The sequence below is a fragment of the Xanthomonas sp. NCPPB 1638 genome, assembly GCF_041475635.2.
Classification (GTDB): Bacteria; Pseudomonadota; Gammaproteobacteria; order Xanthomonadales; family Xanthomonadaceae; genus Xanthomonas; species Xanthomonas cucurbitae.
Genome location: NZ_CM192984.1, coordinates 3,182,696 through 3,203,769 on the forward strand (window position 1 = coordinate 3,182,696; position 21,074 = coordinate 3,203,769).

The following is a 21,074-nucleotide window of genomic DNA, read 5'->3' on the forward strand; positions in this document are numbered from 1 at the left end:
ATGTTGTCTTCAATGAGTAAGCGATTGACCTGGATGTTGCTTGCGCTGGCACTGACCTGCGCCCCGGCCCTGGCCAAGAACCCCACCGCGTTGTTCTATCTGATGAACACGCAGAAATCGACCAACTCGTTCATTGCCAACGTCGACAAGATCGACGTGGTGGTGCCCACCTGGTACGGCGTGGATCAGAACGGCCTGGTCAACGGCACCCCCAACATGTACCTGTACGACATCGCCAAGCAGAAGAAGCTGCGGGTGATGCCGATCCTGTCGATGACCACCGGCCGCGACGGCTTCCATAAGCTGATGCACGATGAAGCGGCCAAGAAGCGCATGATCGAATCGCTGCTGATCCACGGCAAGCAGCACAAGTACTACGGCTTCCAGTTCGATTTCGAGAACATCGCCTGGACCGATCGCGATGCCTACACATTGATGGTCAAGCAGACCGCCGATGCGCTGCACAAGGCCGGCTTCAAGATGTCGGTGGCAGTGGTGCCCAATGCACCGGGCCATGCCGAAGGCGGCCAGTTCTCCAAGTGGATGTGGGAATACTGGCGCGGCGCGTACGACCTGAAGGCGCTGGGCCAGGCCGCGGATCTGGTCAGCATCATGACCTACGACCAGCACACCCGCTGGACCACGCCGGGCCCGGTGGACGGCATGGTGTGGATGAAGAAGCACCTGGATTACGCCATCACCCAGGTGCCGAAGGAAAAGCTGTCGCTGGGCATCGCCACCTACGGCTACCGCTGGTACACCGGCAACCCGGTGAAGGAAGACGGCACCGAGGCGTCGAATATTTCTGCGACGTATATCGATGCCGATGAATCCTTCCCGCTGGCGATCGAACAGAACGCCACCGTGCAGTGGGATCCGGTGGAGCAGGAGTCGTGGTTCTACTTCTACCGCGACGATATGCGCGAGTGGGTGTTCCGTCCGGACGCGCGCAGCTTCAAGGCACGCTACGACATGGCCAAGCAGTACGGCCTGGAAGGCTTCAGCTGCTGGGTGCTGGGCGCAGAAGACCCGAAGGTGTGGGACGAATTGCCGGTCGCGCAGCGCTGACCCACACACCCGACTGGCGCAGCGCGTTGAAGCCTGCGCCAGTCCCTGCGTGAAACAGGGTGACTTTGTTACCGTGCAGCGTGGCGTGCATGCGCAGGTCACCATGTGCATCGATGCGGCAAGGCAGGCGGCATGCGCTCGAAATCATCGGGCGCCACTCGTACACTGCCTCGTGGCTGCAGTCACCGTCTCCACGTGCGTCAGGCGTGTTGTCGCAGCGGCCAGGCACAGATGCCGTATGGCACTGCACGATGCGCCTCCCCTACCCCGCTGCGCCGCTGGCTTGTCGCAGCGCTCCACTCTCCGCCATATCGGGATGTGATTGCATGATGGTCAACACCAGCCGGGCTCCACACACACCATTGTCGAGAGTGCTGCGGCTGGACACGTCGCCATCGGCCACACCCTTATCGAACACGTCTCGATCAAACACGCGCTTGTTGCGCATGCCGTCATTGGGCATGCCGTCGCAAGGCAAGCTGCCGTCGCGCTTGCTCGGATTGTCGCTGGCCGCGCTGATGCTGGCCGGCTGCGGTAAACGCGAAACCGGCACCGCACCGGCGGTGGCAAGTGCAGGCGCTACGGCAGCCGCAGCGGCGGCCAATGCGCCGTTATCGCTGATCCCCGCACCGGTCGAGGCCAAGCCTGCGGCCGGTCGTTTCACCATCGACACCGGCACGCTGATTTCGATCCCGGCCGGCGACGCCGATGCGCGGCGCAGTGCCGACTATCTGGCAAGCCTGCTCAAACGCACCCGCGGGCTGACGCTGGAAGTGCGCGCCGAGGCCACGCCCTCGCCGGCCAGCATCCGCCTGCAGCGCAGCGCGCAGGCACCGGTGGCGCAGAAGGAGGGCTACAGCCTGGACGTGACCGCCCAGGGCATCCACATCGCCGCGCGCGACGGAGCCGGGCTGTTGTATGGCGCGGTCAGCGCCTGGCAGTTGATGACAGCCGATGCGCGCCAGGGCGCGGTGACGGTGCAAGGGGTCAGCATCCGCGACTGGCCACGCTTTGGCTGGCGCGGCCAGCATCTGGATGTGGCCCGCCATTTCCACGACGTGGACACCGTCAAGCATGTGCTGGACGCAATGGCCGTGCACAAGCTCAACGTGCTGCACTGGCATCTCACCGACGACCAGGGCTGGCGCATCGAAATCAAGCGCTATCCCAAGCTCACCGAGGTCGGTGCCTGGCGTACCCCGCCGGGCGCAGGCCGGCATGGCACGCCGGAACGCTATGGCGGTTTCTATACCCAGCAGCAGATCAGCGAAATCGTCGCCTATGCCGCGCGCCTGCACATCACCGTGTTGCCCGAGCTGGACATGCCCGGCCATGCGCAGGCGGCCGTTGCCGCCTATCCGGAAGAGGTGGGCGTACCGGGCGTGCGCACGCCAGTGGGCGTGGACTGGGGCGTCAACCCGTATCTGTTCAACACCAGCGAACGCAGCCTGAGCTTTATCACCCATGTGCTGGATGAGGTGCTGACACTGTTTCCTTCAACCTACATCCACATCGGTGGCGATGAAGCGGTGAAGGATCAATGGGAAGCCTCGCCGGCGGTGCGCGCGCAGATGCGCAAGCTCGGGGTCAAGGATGCACACGCGATGCAGGGCTGGTTCAACGAACAGCTGGCGACCTACCTCACCCAGCATGGCCGGCGCATGATCGGCTGGGATGAAATCCTCGAAGGCGGCGTGCCGGCCAGCGCGTCGGTGATGTCGTGGCGCGGCGTCGAAGGCGCGGTAACGGCGGCCAGGCAGGGCCACGATGTCGTGCTTGCGCCGGGCGACTGGCTGTATCTGGATAATCTGCAGACCACGCGCAGCGACGAGCCCAACGGGCGTCTGACGGTGTTGCCGTTGTCGAAGGTCTATGCGTTCGATCCTGTCCCCAGCGATCTCACCACCGACCAGGCCAGGCATGTGCTCGGCGCGCAGGGCGCGCTGTGGTCCGAATACATTCCCTCGCGCTGGCATGTGGATCACGCGTTGTTCCCACGCCTGTCCGCCGTGGCGGAGATGACCTGGTCGCCACCGGCCGCGCGCGAGTGGAAGAACTTCCTGGCGCGGCTGCCAGCACAGCTGCAGCGTTACAAGGCATTGGGCATCGGCTATAGCGATGGCGCGTTTGCGGCCGATATCGCACTGGAAAGCGGTCCCAACCCGGTGCTGGCCGGCGCCCCGGCCACGGTAGCGCTCAGCACCCAGACCGGCGCGGGCGCACTGCACTACACCACCGACGGCAGCGCCCCCACACCGGCCTCGCCGCGCTATGAGGCGCCGTTCCCGATCACGCTGCCGACCACGGTCAAGGCCACCGCCTTCGCTGCCGATGGCACGCCGTTGGCCGCCACGCGCAGCCGCACCTTCGACCGTGCCTCGCTGCTGCGCGTGGACACCCAAGGCCTGGGCCATTGCGTCGAACAGGGCGCGCTGGGCCTGCGCCTGCCGCTGCTGCCGGAGATGACCGGCGCCGAGACGCCGGTCTACAACGTCGATCTGTTCCATGCCTGCCGGCTGTATCCCCAGGCACGCCTGGATGGCATTGGCGCCATCCGCATCGAGGCCGCACGCCTGCCCAACAACTTCGGCCTGGCACACGAGCAATCCAAGGTGGTGCAATACCCGGCCAGGACGCGTGGCGGCGAACTGGAAGTGCGCCAGGGCTGCGACGGCGACGTGCTGGCCAGCGTGCAGCTGCCCAACAGCGACACGCTGGGCGAACAGTTCACCCTGGAAACTCCACTGCCGGCACGTACCGGCATCCATGATCTGTGCCTGCGCTTCACCGCACCGATCCGCGGCCCGCTGTATGCCATCGGCGCCGTGCAACTGATCGAAACCACCGCGCAGGCGCCCCCCGCCGCCACGCGCTGACCCATCCAAGGAGAGTCACCCATGCCCCTGTCGCACCGCTTTGCCTCCACACGCCCCATGCGCACGCCGGCCCGGCTCGGGCTTGCCCTGGCCTTTGCGATCTCGCAGGCCTGGGCGGCGCCGCCCAGCGCCGTGCGCCTGGACAGCGGCTGGCAGGTGCGCCTGGTTCCGGGGCAGCCGCAGGCCAAGACCTATCCCAAGGCCGCCGACTGGATGCCGGCGCAGGTGCCGGGCGTGGTGCAGACCGACCTGATCGCTGCCAAGGTGGTGCCCGACCCATTCCTGCGCGACAACGAAGGCAAGATCCAGTGGGCCGGCCTGAGCGACTGGCAGTACCAGACCCGCTTCAATGTGGATGCCGCCACGCTCAAGCGCGACCATGTGGAGCTGGTGTTCGACGGCCTGGACACGCTGGCCGAGGTCACCCTCAACGGCAAAAAGCTGTTCAGTGCCGACAACATGTTCCGGCAGTGGCGGGTGGATGCCAAATCGCTGCTCAAGCGCGGCGAAAACCGGCTGGAAATCACGTTCTTCTCGCCGATCAAGAAGATCCAGCCGTGGCTGGCCAAGCAGCCGTATGCATTGCCCGGCGCCTATGATTCGGCATTCGGCGACGAGCCCGATGGCCGCCACAGTTCCACCTACGTGCGCAAGGCGCCGTACAGTTATGGTTGGGACTGGGGCCCGCGCATGGTCAATGCCGGCATCTGGAAGGACGTGCGCGTGGAGGCCTGGGATGCGGTGCGCGTGGACGGCCTGCACATCGCCCAGCAGCGCGTGGATGCCGATAGCGCCCAGTTGCAGGCGCAGCTGGAACTGCAGGCCGGCCGCAGCGGCCCGGTGCAGGTGACGCTGGAGGTGCTGGGCCCGGATGGCCAGCAGGTGGGCCAGTTCACCCAGGAGGCGGTGGTCGACCCCGGCCAGAACCGCATCGATCTGCCGGTACGCATTGCCAAGCCCAAACGCTGGTTTCCGGCCGGCTACGGCGCGCAGGACCGCTACACCTTCGTCGCCAGCGTGCGCGATGCCGCTGGCGACAGCCAGCAGATCAAGCGCGTCACCGGCTTGCGTTCAGTCGAACTGCGCCGCGAGAAAGATCAATGGGGCAAGAGCATGGAGATCGTCATCAACGGCATCCCCATCTTCGCCAAGGGCGCCAACCTGATTCCGCTGGACGCCTTCCCCTCGCGCGTCAGTGCCGCGCGCATGCGCAGCACCTTGCAGGACGCGCGCGATGCCAACATGAACATGCTGCGCATGTGGGGTGGCGGGCATTACCAGGACGACCATTTCTACGAGGTGGCCGACGAACTGGGCATCATGATCTGGCAGGACTTCATGTTCGGCGGCGCGGTGCCGCCGTATGACGTGGAATTCCGCGAGAACACCCGGCAGGAAGCGATCGAACAGGTCAAGCGCCTGCGCGACCACCCCAGCGTGGTGCTGTGGTGCGGCAACAACGAAGTGCAGACCGGCTGGGAAAACTGGGGCGACCGGGTCAAGTTCAAGCAGTCGCTGGACCCGGAAGAACGCAGCCGCGTCGAACGTGGCATGACCACCTTGTTCGGCACCGTGTTCCGCGAAGTGGTCGCCACCTACGATAGCGACGTGCCGTACTGGGCCACCTCGCCGGGGACCGATTTCGATGGTGCCGCCGACCAGACCAACGACGGCGACATGCATTACTGGAAGGTCTGGGGCGGCCCTGCCCTGCCGGTTACCGAATACCTCAACGTCACCCCGCGCTTCATGTCCGAATACGGCCTGCAGTCGTTCCCGGACATGCGCACCGTCCGCGTGTTCGCCGATGCGGCCGACATGGACCCGGAATCGCCGGTGATGCGTGCGCACCAGAAGTTCGACAAGGGCAATGGCAACAAGCGGCTGATGCTGTACATCCGCCGCGAATTCGGCGAGCCCAAGGATTTCGAAAGCTTCGTCTACCTGAGCCAGCTGATGCAGGCCGAAGGCATCAACCTGGCCGCCTCGCACCTGCGTGCGTCGCGTCCACAGTCGATGGGCTCGCTGTACTGGCAGCTCAACGACGTGTGGCCAGGCGCGTCGTGGTCCAGCGTGGATTACTACGGACGCTGGAAGGCGCTGCAGTATCACGCGCGCCGCTTCTACGCGCCGGAGATGATCGCCGCGCTGCGTAACGACAAGGGCCAGACCCAGGTCTCGCTGGTCTCCGATCGCACCACTGCCTTGAATGCGCGCTGGCGCATGCGGGTGATGGGCATGGACGGCAAGCTGCTGAGCAAGCGCGAGCAAAAAGCCACGATCAAGCCGCTGAGCAGCCTGCGGGTAGGCGATTTCAGCGATGCGCAATTGCTGGGCAAGGCCGACCCCAAGCGCAGCTACGCCGTCTTCGAGTTGCTGGAGGGCGACACGCTGCTATCGCGTGAAGTGATGTTCTTTGCGCCGGCCAAGCAACTGGCGCTGCCGGCCGCGAAGATCGACAGCCAGTGGCGCGCCGATGGCGATGGCTACGCGCTGACCCTGACCAGCAACGCGCTGGCGCGCGAGGTGTGGTTGTCGTTCGGCGATCTGGAGGTGAGCGTGGCCGACAACGCTTTCGACCTGCTGCCGGGTGAGCCGCTCACGCTGCACGTCACCAGCAAGCTGCCGATGGCGCAGGTGCAGTCTGCGTTGCAGGTGCGCGATTTGGCAGCGACGCTGGCCGACGCTCCGGCAGAGCCGCCGGAGGCAGCTGCCGCGAAATGAGCGGCAGGGCGGCCCTCATCCGCCCTTCGGGCACCTTCTCCCGCAAGGCGGGAGAAGGAAGTAACGTCCGGTCCCGCCGGGCGGGAGAAGGAAGTGATGTCCGGTGTGGCTTCGCATCCTTCTCCCGCTGGCGGGAGAAGGTGCCCCGCAGGGGCGGATGAGGGCACACCGCACTCCCAGCAACCATCACACCCAATGGCACGCCTGTCACCACCGCGCCGCCCCCCACTTCGCCGCACCCCCTGCGGCAACACCAGAACAACGCGCGGCGGACTCCACCGCTGCGCAGGAGTGAATCGATGTCTTCCATGTTTGTCTCGCGTCTTGCCATGGCACTGGGCCTGAGCCTCGGCCTGCCCTGTGTCGCCCTCGCCGCGCCCGCCGACCGCAGCGGCACGCCCGAACAGCGCGCCGCCGCGCTGGTGGCGCAGATGAGCCGCGAGGAAAAAGTCGCCCAGGCGATGAACGATGCGCCGGCGATCACGCATTTGGGCATTCCCGCCTACGAATGGTGGAGCGAAGGCCTGCACGGGATCGCCCGCAATGGCTACGCCACGGTATTTCCGCAGGCCATTGGCCTGGCCGCCAGCTGGAATACGCAGCTGATGCAGCAGGTGGGCACGGTGGTTTCCACCGAGGCGCGCGCCAAGTTCAACCAGGCTGGCGGCCCCGGCAAGGATCACAAGCGCTACGCCGGGCTGACCATCTGGTCGCCCAACATCAACATCTTTCGCGACCCGCGCTGGGGCCGCGGCATGGAAACCTATGGCGAAGACCCCTTCCTCACCGGGCAGCTCGCGGTGGGCTTCATTCGCGGCCTGCAGGGCGAGGACCTGAGCCACCCGCGCACCATCGCCACGCCCAAGCACATCGCCGTGCACAGCGGCCCCGAACCGGGCCGGCATGGCTTCGACGTAGATGTGTCGCCGCGTGACGTGGAAGCGACCTATACGCCCGCCTTCCGTGCTGCGCTGGTGCAGGGCCAGGCTGGCTCGGTGATGTGTGCCTACAACTCGCTGCACGGCACCCCGGCGTGCGCCGCCGACTGGTTGCTCAATGGCCGCGTGCGCGGCGACTGGGGCTTCAAGGGCTTCGTGGTGTCCGACTGCGACGCGGTGGACGACATGACCCAGTTCCATTACTTCCGCCCCGACAATGCCGGCTCCTCGGCCGCCGCGCTCAAGGCCGGCCACGACCTCAATTGCGGCCACGCCTATCGCGGGCTGGGTACCGCCATCGAACGCGGCGAAGTGGACGAAGCCCTGCTCGATCAAGCGCTGGTGCGCCTGTTTTCCGCCCGCTACCGCCTGGGCGAGCTGGAAGCCCCACGCAAGGACCCGTACGCTCGGCTGGGCGCCAAGGACATCGACAACCGCACCAACCGTGCCTTGGCCCTGCAGGCCGCTGCCGAATCGATCGTGCTGCTGAAGAACGCCAACGCCACGCTGCCGTTGCAGGCGGGCACGCGGCTGGCGGTTCTCGGACCCAATGCCGATGCACTGGCCGCGCTGGAAGCCAACTACCAGGGCACCTCCGCGCAGCCGGTGACCCCGCTGCAGGGCCTGCGCGAGCGCTTCGGTGCGCAGCAGATCCATTACGCACAGGGTGCACCGCTGGCCGCCGGCGTGCCGGGCATGATTCCGGAGACCGCGTTGCGCAGCGACGGCAAGCCGGGCCTGCGTGGCGAATATTTCGCCAATGTCGATCTGGATGGAGCGCCGGCCGTGGTGCGCCAGGACCGCGTGGTGAGTTTCAACTGGGATCAGGTCAGCCCGGCCAAGGGCGTGCCGGCCGATCGCTACGCGGTGCGCTGGAGCGGTGAACTGCTGCCGCCGGGCGCCGGCGACTACACCCTGGCGGTGCGCGTGGCGCGCTGCTTCGATTGCGCCGGGCACGATCCGGTGCGGCTGTACATCGACGACAAACTCGTCGTTGCCGGCAACGCCGAAGACAAGCATGTGCCGGCCGGCATGCACAACGCCGACGGCCGCAGCGTGGAAACCGTGCTGCACTTCGACGATACGCGCCCGCGCAAGATACGCCTGGAAATGGAACACCGTGGACAGGACCAGGGCGTGCGCCTGGAATGGCTGGCACCGGCCGCCGCGCAACTGGCCGAGGCCGAGCAGGTGGTGGCGCAGGCCGATGCCATCGTGGCCTTTGTCGGACTGTCGCCGGATGTGGAAGGCGAGGAGCTGCGCATCGACGTGCCCGGCTTCGACGGCGGCGACCGCAACGACATCTCCTTGCCCGCTGCGCAGCAGGCCTTGTTGGAACGTGCCAAGGCTTCCGGCAAACCACTGGTGGTGGTGTTGATGAGTGGCAGCGCGGTGGCGTTGAACTGGGCCAAGCAGCACGCCGATGCGATCATGGCGGCGTGGTACCCGGGCCAATCCGGTGGCACCGCCATCGCACGCGCCCTGGCTGGCGACGACAATCCCGGCGGTCGCCTGCCGGTCACGTTCTACCGCTCCACCAAGGACCTGCCGCCCTACGTCAGCTACGACATGAAGGGCCGCACGTACCGTTACTTCAAGGGCGAGCCGCTGTTCCCGTTCGGCTATGGCTTGAGCTACACCAGCTTCGCGTATGCGGCGCCACGCCTGTCCACCAGCACGTTGCAGGCCGGCAGCACGCTGCAGGTGACCACCACCGTGCGCAATACCGGCACCCGTGCCGGCGATGAAGTGGCGCAGGTGTATCTGCAATACCCGGACCGCCCGCAGTCGCCGTTGCGCAGCCTGGTCGGATTCCAGCGCGTGCATCTCAAGCCCGGCGAGCAGCGTGAGCTCACCTTCCAACTGGATGCACGCGCCTTGAGCGATGTGGATCGCAGCGGCCAGCGCGCGGTGGAAGCCGGCGCCTACCAGGTGTTCGTCGGTGGCGGGCAGCCCGGTACCGGCGCACCCGGTGCAGCAGCAGCGCTGACGATCCAGGGACGTTCGCCGCTGCCGAAGTAAGCCACGCCGCAGCAAAACGACAACAGGCGTCGGTGCTGATGGCCGACGCCTGTCCTGCGATGCGGGCATGTTGCGATGCACCGCAAATCGCAGGAGGACACAGATAATCGACCTCGATCCGCAGGCAAAGCGAAGATTTCCGCACACACTTCACACCTGCTTGACAGTGCCTTGAAGCGGGTCTATCTCTGGCGGCGGTCGGTGGTTCGCGCCAATGGGTGCTACTGCTGCCAGAGGCGACGGTATGACCGTCACTCACACGTTGCACAGGGCGATCGCCGCGCGTTTTTCGTGCTGATCGCCAGGACGCTCCACATCGCACACGTACCGGGAGATGGGTGGATGCCGCATCGTTACAGCAACCATCGCTCGCCTGCTGCCGCCTGTGCGTTGCGCTGCCTGTTCGCCGTCCGCGCGGCTGCCGCTGCGGTGCCGTTGTCATGACCAAGCACTACAAGTTGAGCGCCATGCGCTCGCGTTCCAAGTGCATCGCCGGATATTCCCCGCCCCGCCGCTGAGGTCTGCATCGCTGTACCAGCTGGCAGACGCTCCGGTGACATGCTCTGGTTGATGCACGCTGCGCACGCAGACCTGCGGCGCCGTGCAACGCCGTGTGCGCATCTCCCCGTGTAGACCGTCTGCCTCAAGAGCAAGGCATCGGAGGGCGTTGCCATCGGCAACGTTGCCCAGCATCTGGCGAGGTGGCATGTGCACCAGCGTAAGCGTTTGGCCCGTAAACAATTGATCGTGGCGATCCTGAGCATCACCGGCCTGGCCGCCACGGCCGGCGCGGTGGCCGGCACTGTGGAGGGGCACCTGACCGAGCGCAGCAGCGGCAGACCCGCTGCCAATGCCACGGTCCGCATCAGCGGCACGTCGTATCGCGCAGTGACCGACGCGCAAGGTCATTTCGTCATCGGCAACGTGCCCGCAGGACAGTACGCGCTCGATCTCGACTACCCCGGCTTCAGCGCCACCGACACCAGCGTGCAGGTCGACGAGCACGGCACCGCCTCGGTGGCGATCGCGCCGGACGAGGTCAAGCAACTGAAGGCCGTCAGCGTGGTCCGCAATCGCTACGACGCCAGCGACCTGAAGCTCAACGCCGCCAATACCGTGGATGTGCTGTCGGCCAACGATCTGCAACGCACCGCCGTGCACAACGTGGCCGAAGCGCTGGGCCTGATCGCCGGCATCAACATCACCACGACCGGCTCGGGCTACCTGGGCGGCATCGACGGCGCAGCGCGCGGCGAAGGCATGTTCGCGTCGGTGCGCGGGCTGCCGTCCGAATACAACGTCAACATGATCGACGGCGTCACCGTGGCGCAAGGCATGCCGTACAGCCGCAGCGTGCAATTGAGCCTGCTGCCGCCCACCGGGCTGCAGACCATCGTCGCCAACAAGACCTCCACCGCCGATATGGAAGGTGATGCAATCGGTGGCACGCTGGATTTCCGCACTCCTACCGCCTACGACTTCAAGGCCACCACCAGCGGCAGCATCACCGGCAGCGGACGGGTGGAAAGCCGTGCGCGCGACTATGGCGGCGATGGTCTGGGTGGCGGTTTCGGCGGCGAGTTCCAGCACAAGTTCGGCGATGCGCAGCAGTTCGGCATCTATGCCAGTGCCTACTACGACTACCGCACCACGACCAACAGCGAAGCTGCCGCGGCCGTCAGCGCCCTCAACGACGGCTCGTGGGAGTTTCTGAACACCGACGCCGACGGCCGCAACGCGGCGGGTTTCGACCCGCAGCACAATCTCACCAGCACCGGCATGAACGTGGGTATCGCCGCCGGCTGGGAACGTCGCTACGGTGGCAATGCCTCCTTCGACTGGCACGTGGACGACAGCCTATCGTTGTATGCGCGCATGACCTACGCCTATGCCAGGACCGAACAGGGCACCACCTTCGTGCAGTTGCTGCCGCAGGATGTGCGGTACGTGCCAACCGCTACGCCCGGCATATTCACCCCAGACATCGGACGCATCGCCGCACGCTTCTGGTACGAGACCAATCCGGAAATCGCCGACCTGGCCACCTTCCAGATTGGCGCACGCAAGACCCTGGGCGGCTGGACCTTCATGCCCAACGTGTTCTACAGCTTCGGCGATAACGACAGGCCGGACCATATCGAGATCGACGGGCGCGAAGACAAGTTTTCTGGCTCATCGCGGATTCGTGTGGGTGCCTTGAGGCCCCTGAAGCTGCGTTGAGCCTTGGAAACAGGCCCTTTCCACCGTCCCAGACGGTGATGCATCCTGTGCTGACTTCTTGACGCGGTGTTCTGCATGAAAACGGGCCGTCGGCTGAGTGAGTTGTTTTCCTTCCCTGGCTTCGCGGCGGAGTCCACGCTCAAGGGCGTGTTCGGCGCCCCGAAGGCGCGGATCGTGACCTTGCGGCGCCGAAAAAAACGGCCGTGTGTTCCAACTGTGGCCATCGGTGTCGCAGCCGCTACGACAAGCGCCTGTGCCGCGCCCGCGACTTGCGGGCGGCCGGCTGGATGCTGTTCGTGGAGTTCGAGCGCTGGCGGGTCGATTGCCCGGGGTGCGGCGGCGTGCACGTAGAGCGGCTGGACTGGCTGGCCAAGAATCCGCGCTACACCGAGCGATTCGCCCTGCATGTGGGCAATCTGTGCCGGAGCATGACGCACAAGGCCGTGGCTGAGCTGGAGCGCCTGCACGACAGCACGGTCAAGGAGCTGTCCACGCTGTACATGGCCGAGCAGGTGCGCCGGGCGGGGACGCCGGCGCCGCGCGCCATCGGCATCGACGAGATCGCGATCCACAAGGGCCATGACTACCGCGTTGTGGTCAGCGATCTGGAGCGCGGCCGACCGATCTGGTTCGGCGGCAGTGGGCGCACCGAGGCGGACATCGACCAGTTCTTCGCCGAATTGGGCCCAAAACGTAGCGCCGGCATCGACGTGGCGGTGATGGACATGTGGCGGCCGTTTCGCAACTCGGTGGGCAAGAATGCGCCCAACGCCAGCATCGTGTTCGACAAGTTCCACATCATGCGCCACCTGTCCGACGCGCTCGACCAGGTGCGGCGCGACGAGTACAAGCGCCTTCAAGGCCAGGATCGCAGTTACATCAAAGGCCAGCGTTACACCCTGCTGAGCAACCGCGAAAACCTTACCCTGGACGGTCGAAAGGCGCTCGCCAAGCTGCTGGCGGCCAACAAACGTCTGAACACGGCGTACCTGCTGAAAGAGTCCTTCGGGCAGCTGTGGAGCTACCGCACCGAGCGAGGTGCACGGGAGTTCTTCGAGCGCTGGAAGCAGAGTCTGCGCTGGCAGCGGCTTGCGCCCTACCAGACGTTCGTGGGGATGATCGAGCGCCACTGGGACGGCATCGCGGCGTACTGCAGGCCGGAGAACAAGGTCAGCCTCGGCCTGGTGGAAGGGCTCAACAACAAGATCCGGGTCATCCAGCGCAGCGCCTACGGCTATCGCGACGAGGAGTTCCTGAGGCTCAAGATCATCGCCAGCTTCCTGCACGCGTTACCCGAAAACGCTCGATTGCACCCACAGTGATCCGCGAAGACCCTCTTTTCGCTGGCTGGCTTCTACAAGCAGCTGCGCAACTACATCTACGACGCCGGCCCGTCGCAGGCCAACGGCACCACCACCGGCAGCGGCACGGTGCTGTACCACCTGCCGGCCAACGGCGGCGATGGCACGGTCTACGGGGTGGAAGTCAGCGCGCGGCAGAAGTTCCAGGACCTGCCGGCGCCCTTCGATGGGCTGGGCATCAGCGCCAACGCCACGCGGCAACACGCGCGTGCCGATCTGGGCATGGAGGGCTTCGACAACGAGCACATGCAGTCTGCCCCCTCGGCAATGGCCAACCTGGAACTGTTCTATGAGCACGGTGGCTTCTCGTTGAACCTCAGCTACCACTTCAGCAGTTCGTACCTGCTGGGCTACGACCTCCTGCATGAAGGCGCGCCCTGGAACGACCTGTGGGCGCGCCCCACCCGGCGCGTGGACCTGCACACCGGCTATCACTTCGACAGTGGCGTCAGCGTGGATCTGTCGATCTCCAACCTGACCAGGGAATACAGCTACTGGGCACATGTGGGCCGGCGCAACCTGGCGATCTCCGACATCGTCGATGCGGTCAGCACCTCGTTGCTGACGATCAAGTACGCGTTCTGAACACGGCGCGCCGCTGCGTGCCCAGGCGCGCGCAGCGGCGCAGATGTCCTTCCACGCCGGTTGCAGACCGCATGAAACGCAGGAATGTGTGTACGTTCGGCCTGCTCGCACCGCTGAGTCTGGCAACAGTACCGACGCCGGCATGGGCGTTGCACGCGCCGGTGCCCGATGGCCGGCCGCATGCATTCGGGTTCGCGCGCGGGCAGTTCGTGCTGGATCGGCAACCCTGGCAACTGCGCAGCGGCGAGATGCATCCACTGCGCATCGCCCGCGCCGACTGGTTGCACCGCATCCGCATGGCCAAGGCGATGGGCTTGAACACCATCGCGCTTTATCTGATGTGGAACGCGTACGAGCACACGCCCGGCCAGTTCGACTTCGAGACCGGCGAGCGCGACTTCGTCGCCTTCATCGGTCTGTGCCAGCAGGAAGGGCTGTGGGTGTATCTGCGCCCCGGCCCGTATGTCTGCGCCGAATGGACGCTGGGCGGCCTGCCGCCGTATCTGCTGCGCGAGCCAGGCATCCGGCTGCGCGATGCCGGCAATGCGCGCTACATGGCTGCGGTGCGGCGCTATATCGCGGCCGTGGCGCCACGCATCGCGCCCTTGATGGCCAGTGCCGGCGGGCCGGTATTGATGCTGCAGATCGAGAACGAATACAACATGCAGGGCAGCGATGTGGGCTACCTGCAGACGCTGGCGGCGCTATGGCGCGCGCACGGCATTCCCGGGCCATTTTCGCTGGCCGAGGGCATGAAGGATCTGCGCCGGCGCAAGGCCTATCTGCCGGGCGCGGCCCTGGGGCTGGATGGCGCGGACATGGCCGAAGTGCAGCAAGCCAAACGCATCGCCGGCCAGGCACCGGTGTGGGTGGCCGAAGGCTACCCCGGCTGGCTGACGCATTGGGGCGAGAATGGCTTTGCGCAGCGCGACTATGCGCCGATGCTGCGGCAGCTGATGGCGGCCGGCATTTCGTTCAACCTCTACGTGGTGCACGGCGGCAGTAATTTCGGCCTCAGTGCCGGCGCCAATGCCGAAGACGATGGCTCGCAATTCCAGCCCGCGTTGACCAGCTACGACTACGGCGCACCGATCGACGCAGGCGGCCGCGCCACGCCGGCCTACAGGGTCCTGCGCGCGATCATCGCCCAGCACAGCACCACCACGCTGCCGCCGATTCCGCCTGCTCCGCTGCGCGCGCACTTTGCATCGGTGACGGCACATCCGGTGGCGAGCCTGTGGGACAACCTGAGTACCGCGCCGGTCGTCACCCAGCATCCCACCGATCTGCAAGGTCTGCTCAAGCAAAACCTGGGACTGGCGGTCTACCGACGCCGCATTGCGGCAGGCACGCAACTGGATCTGGGACAGGTGCACGACTACGCAGCCGTCCAGCTGGACGGTGCGGAGATCGGACATGTTTCGCGTATGCCGCATGCCCGCCTCAACAGCGCAGCGCAGCTGGCGCTGCCACACACCACCTCCACCGAGCGCACGCTGGAGATCGTGATCGACAGCTTCGGCCATATCAATTTCGGCCCGGCCCTGGGCGATGCGAAAGGCCTGCTCGGCCCGGTCACGCTGGATGGCAACGCACTGCACGACTGGCAGGTGCAGGGCCTGGCACTGGACGGCGACAGCCCGCCATCACTGCGGCCGTTGCAGGGCCCGCCCACGCGTCCCGGGCTGTTCTTCGCCACGACCATCACACTGGAGACGGTGGGCGATGTGCATGTGGATATGAGCCACTGGCGCAAAGGCTACCTGTGGATCAATGGCCGGCTGCTTGGGCGGTACTGGAACATTGGCCCGCAGGACTGCCTGTTTTGCCCAGGCGCGTGGCTGCATGCCGGTGAAAACGCGGTGCTGGTGCTGGACCTGCATCAGCTGGCACCTGCGGCGATCCATTGCGCAGGCGGCCTGAGGTCCGCGCGCCGCGCAGATCATGCGCGCAGCACGGCGCTGGCATGGGCTGCGGCATGCTGACCGCGCCTGCCGCGTCGCCAGCATATGGCTGCGACCAGGCACCGCCCCGCACGCTCGGTTTTTGGGGCGCGCTGTCGGCCAACCTGCTCAACATGATCGGCATCGGCCCGTTCATCACCATTCCACTGGCGTTGTCGGCACTGGCCGGGCCGGCGGTGTTGATCGGCTGGGTGGCCGGCGCGGTGCTGTGCTTTTGCGATGGGCTTGTGTGGGCGGAACTGGGCGCGGCGATTCCGCGTTCCGGCGGGCCTTATCACTACCTGCGCGATGCGTACGGGCGCGAGCGCTGGGGGCGCCTGTTCGGCTTTCTCTACCTGTGGCAGACGCTGTTGACCGCGCCCTTGTCGGTGGCGTCGGCGGCGGTGGGGTGCGTGCAGTACCTGGCGTTCGTGTTGCCGGAACAGAGCCACGTCCAGCTCACCGCCATGGCGATGGCGGTGTGCGCGTTCAATACGCTGCTGCTGTATCGCCGGGTGCGCTCGGTGCAGCTGCTGTCGCTGTTGGTCAGCGCGGTGGTGGTCGGCGCCTGCGTGTGGATCATCGGCAGCGGCGTGCTGCACTTCAATGCCGGCATCGCCTCGGCCTTCCTGCAGACGCGTCCGGCATCGGCGCAGGGATTCTGGCTAGGCTTCGGTGCGGTGGCCTTGATCGCGGTCTACGACTACTCCTACTGTGTCATTAAATGCGAAGGTGCGGAGACATCGTTCCAAGTAGTGTCACTGCGATTTCTACGGCGATTGTCCAGCGCAGCGTCGCGATCGAGTCCACTACATGGCGCTGAGCCCGCATCGGCCGCCCCGCGCGGGCGGTAATCTTCGGGTAGGGCAGGTTGCGGGCGTTGTGACGGTTTTTTTTGATGCGCCCCGCGCAAGCGCTCAGCAACCAGAAACCCGTAAGCAGCAATGCATAGCGTGGCGTGATGATGAAACCCCCGCCAACCGCGCCCTTCGTAGTGATCCAGACCAAACTCCTGCTTCAGGTCCTGATAATCGCGTTCAACCCGCCAGCGCGCTTTGACCGTATTCACCAGATCCTTGCGGAGCGTGCTTGCCGGCAAGTTGGAGAGGAAGTAGCGCGTTGGCTTGTCTTCGTTTTCGGGCCATTCGATCAACAACCACTCCTCCTGACGCAAACGATCTCCCTGCGCGGCACGCACGCGCAGGGCCGCAAAGCGTCCGGACAACGGTGCGTTGCTGCCTTCCCGCCATGACACCGTCCGGAAGGCACGCCGAGGCAGGGACTGCGCCAGTGCCTCCACCGACTGTGGCTGGCGATCCGCCGTGCGGCGATGGCGAATCGCAGGACGGCCCTGCCCCTTCCAAGGCGCGGGCGGCTCGGGCGTTTGCCCCGGCGGCCAGACCTTGACGCTCGAAACAATCCCCACTGCATAAGTCAGTTCCAAGGCAGTCAGCGCATCACGCCAAGCCGTATTGCTGCCATAAGCTGCATCGGCCAACACGGTGCCGCGGACGACACCTGCAGCACACGCGGCCTGCATCTGCGCCAGCGCTATCTCTGGCTTGGTGGCGAACGCGATCTCTTCCGGAACACCGGCCTTCTCCCGCTTTGCCGCATCGGCCGCCCAAGCCTCAGGAAGATACAGCCCAAAGGCCATCGGCACGCTCGCCGCAGGCGTCGCCAGCGAGACGCTCACCGCCACCTGGCAGTTGTCCTGTTTGCCGATCTCCCCGCAGTACTGTCGGGTCACACCGACCGAATGCTTGCCCTTCTTGCGAAAACCCGTGTCGTCCACGATCCAGTACACCTCGCCCTTCAAATCCATATGCGATGAGACGTACTGACGGACGCGCTCCAGCACCGCCGCATCGGACCAGTCCGACTTGGCCACGAAATGGTGCAACGCCTGATGCCGAGCCCGTGTCCGCAGCGGATCCACATGCGCCGCCAGCGGCTCTACGCTTTTGCGCTCCAACGGCAGCATCAATCCTCGGCAATAACCGTGTAAGCTCGCCGCGCGATCAGCATGACCAAGCGCAGCGGATAGGTCATCCAAATAGGCGGAAAAACGCGCTTGGTGACTGACTGCGGCCATGTTCATCTCAGCACGGTGTGGATTGCCTGCAGAATAACATTTTTATGACACAGTAGGACTACGGCGGCTACAACAATGTGTGCATGCTCGGTGGCGAAATCCGCAAGCCACGCCGCACCATTCCGCGCGCGGTGCTGCTGTCCATCCCGATCGTGGCATTGCTGTACCTGGGCCTCAACATCACCCTGCTCGGCGTGTTGCCGTGGCAGCAGGCGGCGCACTCGAAGGCGGTGATGGCCGACTTCATGCAGACCATCTACGGCCCGGCCGGCGGCACCCTGGCGGTGGCATTGATCGCGCTGGCGGCGTGGGGCTCGGCGCTGGTGGTGTTGCTGGGGTATTCGCGGGTGCCGTATGCAGCCGCCGCGGCCGGGCAGTTCTTCGGCATCTTCGCGCGGCTGCATCCGCGCGGGGGCTTTCCCACCGTGTCGTTGCTATTCGTCGGTGCCAGTTCGATGCTGGCCTGCCTGCTGTCGCTGGACGACCTGATCGCCAGTTTGATGATCGTCCAGATCCTGTTCCAGTTCCTGGCGCAATGCCTGGCGGTGGTGCTGCTGCGGCGCAGGCGCCGGCGGCGGGGGTTCTCGATGCCGCTGTATCCATGGCCGCTGCTGGTCAGCGTGGCCGGTTGGCTGTCCCTGCTGGCCACCAGCCCGGGACGACGCCTGCTGGCGGCGGTGCTGGCGCTGGCGCTGGGGAGCGGGGTGTACCTGATCCAGGCACGGAGGGAGCGCGCATGGCCGTTTCAGGCACGCTGAGCGCAGCGCAGATCGTGGTGGTGGGCGAGGTCTATCTGGACCATATCTTCAGCGGTTTCCAGCGCTGGCCGGCGCCGGGCGAAGAAACCTTCGCCCAGCACTACCGGCGCGAGCTGGGCGGCGGCACCCTCATCACGGCCTGCGCACTGGCACGGCTGGGCTGCAAGGTGCGCGCGATCGGCGCAATCGGCGCGCCCGATCGCGCGGTGTTCGCGCAGCGGCTGGGTGAGTTCGGCATCGCGGCCGATGGCTTGATCGACTCGCCCGCCGGCACCGGCGTGACCACCAGCGTGTCGCTGCACGAGGACCGCTCGTTCTTCACCTATGCCGGTGCGAATGCGGAATTGGGCAGCATGCTGCTGCGCGAAGAGCTGATCGCCGCGCTATCGACGGCCGCGCATGTGCACTTTGCGATGCCGCTGCCGGCCGCGCTGGCCGAGGTGCTGTTACCCCGACTGGAACGCGCCGGCTGCACCACCTCGCTGGACGTGGGGTTCAACCCCGCCTGGCTGGCCGACCCTGCCAACCACGCCACCTGCCGCGCGGTGAGCTGGTTTCTGCCCAACCAGACCGAAGCCGCACGGATGGGCTGCGGCGATGGTCCGCAGGCCTGCCTGGAATGGGCACATGCGCTGGGCCTGCGCCGCTGCGTCATCAAGCTCGGTGCCGCAGGCGCGATGTGCATCGACGACACCGGCGCACGCCGCATCGCCGCATCGCCGCAACGCCGGTGCAGGTGCGCGACACCACCGGCGCCGGCGATGCCTTCGATGCCGGTTTCATCGCCGCATGGCGGCACGGCCAGCCGCTGGATGCTTGCGTGCAGCAGGCCTGCCGCGCCGGTGCGGCATGTTGCAGCGCGCTCGGCGCGCTGGACGGTCTTTTCCTGCTATCTCCCCCAACCGAGGACGTGTCATGAGCAGTTCTATCGATAATCGCAAGATCACCCTGATCGGCGGCGGCGGCGTCCGCACCCCGTTGGTGGTCTACGGCGTCAACGAGGCCGCCGAGGCGCTGGGCGCGCGCGAGATCGTGCTGTACGACCCGGACCAGGAACGCCTGGCGCTGATGGTGGCGATGGGCCGCGCCATCGTGGCCGAAGCCGGTGGCGCGCTGCAGGTGCATGCGGCCCCCTCGCTGGAAGCGGCGATCGAAGGCGCGCACTTCGTGCTCAACAGCATCCGTGTCGGCGGCATTGCGCAGCGCGCGGCCGACGAACAGACCATCATCGCGCACGGCTATTCCGGCCAGGAAACCACCGGGCCCGGCGGCGTGGCCAAGGCCTTGCGGACAGTGCCGGTGGCCATCGACCAGGCGCGCCTGGTCGAGCGCCTGAGCCCGGAGGCCTGGCTGGTCAGCTTCACCAACCCGGCCGGCCTGATTACCCAGGCGATCAGCGCGCATACCCGTGCCCGCGTGGTGGGCATCTGCGACACGCCGGTGGAGTTGTTCCACAACATCGCACGTGCGCTGGGCGAGCCGGCCGCCGATGTGGAATGCGAGTACATCGGCCTCAACCACCTGGGCTGGATCCGCGCGGTGCGACTGCGCGGCGAGGACATCCTGGACCGCGTGCTCGCCGACGATGCCATCCTGCGCCAGCTCTACCTGGCGCAGCTGTTCGACTTCGACATGCTGCGGGCGCTGCGGCTGATCCCCACCGAATACCTGTACTTCATCTACGAACGCCGCCGTGCGCTGGACAACCAGCGTGCCAGTGGCGCCAGCCGTGGCGCCGAGATCGAGCGACTCAACCGCAACCTGATGGACGCCTTGCACGGCCACTTGCATGCCGGCGATACCCACGGCGCCGTGCAGACCTACGCCGCCTACCTCGCGCAGCGCTCTGGCTCCTACATGAAGCTGGAGGCAGAAGCAGGCTCGGCGTTCGCACCGGATCTGGCGCCGCAACCGGACCCGTTCCGCGCCAGCACCGGCTACCACCGCATCGCGGTCGATGTGATGAGCGCGCTGACCGGCGCCCGCCCCGGCCGGCACGTGGTCAACGTGCGCAACCACGGCGCGATGGCCGAGCTGGCCGACGACGACATCGTGGAAATTGCCGCCGACATCGACCGCGACCGCATCGTACCGATTCCCGCCGCCCCGCTGCCCGCCGCCGTGCAGGGTCTGGTGCGCACCTTCAAGGCCTACGAGCACGCCGCCATCGAAGCGGCCCTGAGCGGCCGCCATCTGGACGCCTGCAAGGCCATGCTGATCCACCCGGCGATTGGCGAGTGGAGCGCGTCGCGGCGCCTGCTGGAGGCCTTGTTCGGGCAGGCGCACGACGAAGACGGCCAGTGCGCCTGGCCGGCACGGTGGCGCGCACAGGCGGTGGGTTGAAGGGTTGGTCGGGCACCGTCAGGCCTGGCGGCAGCATCGGCAACCACGCCGACCTGCACGGGCCGTGGATCCGCCCGCCCGCCATGGCAACGGCGAGGGGTGCATACGGCGGCGGATTGTGCAGGCGCACTATGCATCTGC

At 66.2% G+C, this 21,074-nt stretch carries 9 protein-coding genes and 5 pseudogenes; 13 read left to right on the forward strand and 1 reads right to left on the reverse strand.

The annotated features are described in order from the left end of the window. The 9 genes and pseudogenes from ACCQ13_RS13755 to ACCQ13_RS13795 all read left to right on the forward strand — a co-directional run. Positions 1 to 1,068 (forward strand): glycosyl hydrolase family 18 protein, encoded by a 1,068-nt coding sequence (locus ACCQ13_RS13755; protein WP_372372193.1) that lies wholly within the window; start codon positions 1 to 3, stop codon positions 1,066 to 1,068. A 446-nt stretch (positions 1,069 to 1,514) separates the two neighbouring features. Further along, positions 1,515 to 3,944: a family 20 glycosylhydrolase gene (locus tag ACCQ13_RS13760; RefSeq protein WP_167526923.1), complete on the forward strand. Its 2,430-nt coding sequence runs from the start codon at positions 1,515 to 1,517 to the stop codon at positions 3,942 to 3,944. Between the two features lie 21 nt (positions 3,945 to 3,965). Next, complete coding sequence (locus ACCQ13_RS13765) at positions 3,966 to 6,668, forward strand: beta-mannosidase (protein WP_372372194.1); 2,703 nt, start codon at positions 3,966 to 3,968, stop codon at positions 6,666 to 6,668. A 299-nt stretch (positions 6,669 to 6,967) separates the two neighbouring features. Beyond that, complete coding sequence (locus ACCQ13_RS13770; RefSeq protein WP_104603027.1) at positions 6,968 to 9,628, forward strand: glycoside hydrolase family 3 C-terminal domain-containing protein; 2,661 nt, start codon at positions 6,968 to 6,970, stop codon at positions 9,626 to 9,628. A 792-nt stretch (positions 9,629 to 10,420) separates the two neighbouring features. After that, a pseudogene (locus ACCQ13_RS13775) lies at positions 10,421 to 11,803 on the forward strand (TonB-dependent receptor); the annotation flags it as partial. A gap of 248 nt (positions 11,804 to 12,051) precedes the next feature. Next, positions 12,052 to 13,170, forward strand: coding sequence for an ISL3 family transposase (locus tag ACCQ13_RS13780; RefSeq protein ID WP_372372196.1), 1,119 nt, complete (start codon positions 12,052 to 12,054; stop codon positions 13,168 to 13,170). A 15-nt stretch (positions 13,171 to 13,185) separates the two neighbouring features. Continuing rightward, a pseudogene (locus ACCQ13_RS13785) lies at positions 13,186 to 13,794 on the forward strand (TonB-dependent receptor domain-containing protein); the annotation flags it as partial. Positions 13,795 to 13,865: 71 nt separating this feature from the next. Continuing rightward, the gene (locus ACCQ13_RS13790; protein WP_159407362.1) at positions 13,866 to 15,779 is read left to right on the forward strand and encodes a beta-galactosidase; all 1,914 of its coding nucleotides are present in this window, start codon (positions 13,866 to 13,868) and stop codon (positions 15,777 to 15,779) included. Next, positions 15,773 to 16,444 (forward strand): annotated as a pseudogene (locus tag ACCQ13_RS13795) (APC family permease); the annotation flags it as partial. The gene ACCQ13_RS13790 and the pseudogene ACCQ13_RS13795, both read left to right, overlap by 7 nt. 2 nt (positions 16,445 to 16,446) lie before the next feature. Here ACCQ13_RS13795 and ACCQ13_RS13800 read toward each other — a convergent pair. Further along, positions 16,447 to 17,832 carry an IS701 family transposase gene (locus ACCQ13_RS13800; protein WP_223214333.1) on the reverse strand — a complete coding sequence of 462 codons (1,386 nt, stop codon included), beginning with the start codon at positions 17,830 to 17,832 and terminating at the stop codon, positions 16,447 to 16,449. A gap of 56 nt (positions 17,833 to 17,888) precedes the next feature. Between ACCQ13_RS13800 and ACCQ13_RS13805 the strand changes: the two are divergent. The 4 genes and pseudogenes from ACCQ13_RS13805 to ACCQ13_RS13820 all read left to right on the forward strand — a co-directional run. After that, positions 17,889 to 18,590, forward strand: a pseudogene (locus ACCQ13_RS13805) (APC family permease); the annotation flags it as partial. Further along, positions 18,569 to 19,240: pseudogene (locus tag ACCQ13_RS13810) on the forward strand (carbohydrate kinase family protein); the annotation flags it as partial. The pseudogenes ACCQ13_RS13805 and ACCQ13_RS13810, both read left to right, overlap by 22 nt. Then, on the forward strand, positions 19,210 to 19,509 hold the full coding sequence (locus ACCQ13_RS13815) for a carbohydrate kinase family protein (RefSeq protein WP_267313103.1): 300 nt from the start codon (positions 19,210 to 19,212) through the stop codon (positions 19,507 to 19,509). The pseudogene ACCQ13_RS13810 and the gene ACCQ13_RS13815, both read left to right, overlap by 31 nt. Next, the gene (locus ACCQ13_RS13820; RefSeq protein WP_104603023.1) at positions 19,506 to 20,933 is read left to right on the forward strand and encodes a family 4 glycosyl hydrolase; all 1,428 of its coding nucleotides are present in this window, start codon (positions 19,506 to 19,508) and stop codon (positions 20,931 to 20,933) included. The genes ACCQ13_RS13815 and ACCQ13_RS13820 overlap by 4 nt, the downstream gene beginning before the upstream one ends. Positions 20,934 to 21,074 lie beyond the last annotated feature (141 nt).

Coding starts and splice junctions, on each gene's coding strand:
- ACCQ13_RS13760 (WP_167526923.1), top strand. CDS start 1,515: ATGCCGTCATTGGGCATGCCGTCGCAAGGCAAGCTGCCGTCGCGCTTG.
- ACCQ13_RS13790 (WP_159407362.1), top strand. CDS start 13,866: ATGAAACGCAGGAATGTGTGTACGTTCGGCCTGCTCGCACCGCTGAGT.
- ACCQ13_RS13800 (WP_223214333.1), bottom strand. CDS start 17,832: ATGGCCGCAGTCAGTCACCAAGCGCGTTTTTCCGCCTATTTGGATGAC.
- ACCQ13_RS13815 (WP_267313103.1), top strand. CDS start 19,210: ATGGGCACATGCGCTGGGCCTGCGCCGCTGCGTCATCAAGCTCGGTGC.
- ACCQ13_RS13765 (WP_372372194.1), top strand. CDS start 3,966: ATGCCCCTGTCGCACCGCTTTGCCTCCACACGCCCCATGCGCACGCCG.
- ACCQ13_RS13755 (WP_372372193.1), top strand. CDS start 1: ATGTTGTCTTCAATGAGTAAGCGATTGACCTGGATGTTGCTTGCGCTG.
- ACCQ13_RS13770 (WP_104603027.1), top strand. CDS start 6,968: ATGTCTTCCATGTTTGTCTCGCGTCTTGCCATGGCACTGGGCCTGAGC.
- ACCQ13_RS13820 (WP_104603023.1), top strand. CDS start 19,506: ATGAGCAGTTCTATCGATAATCGCAAGATCACCCTGATCGGCGGCGGC.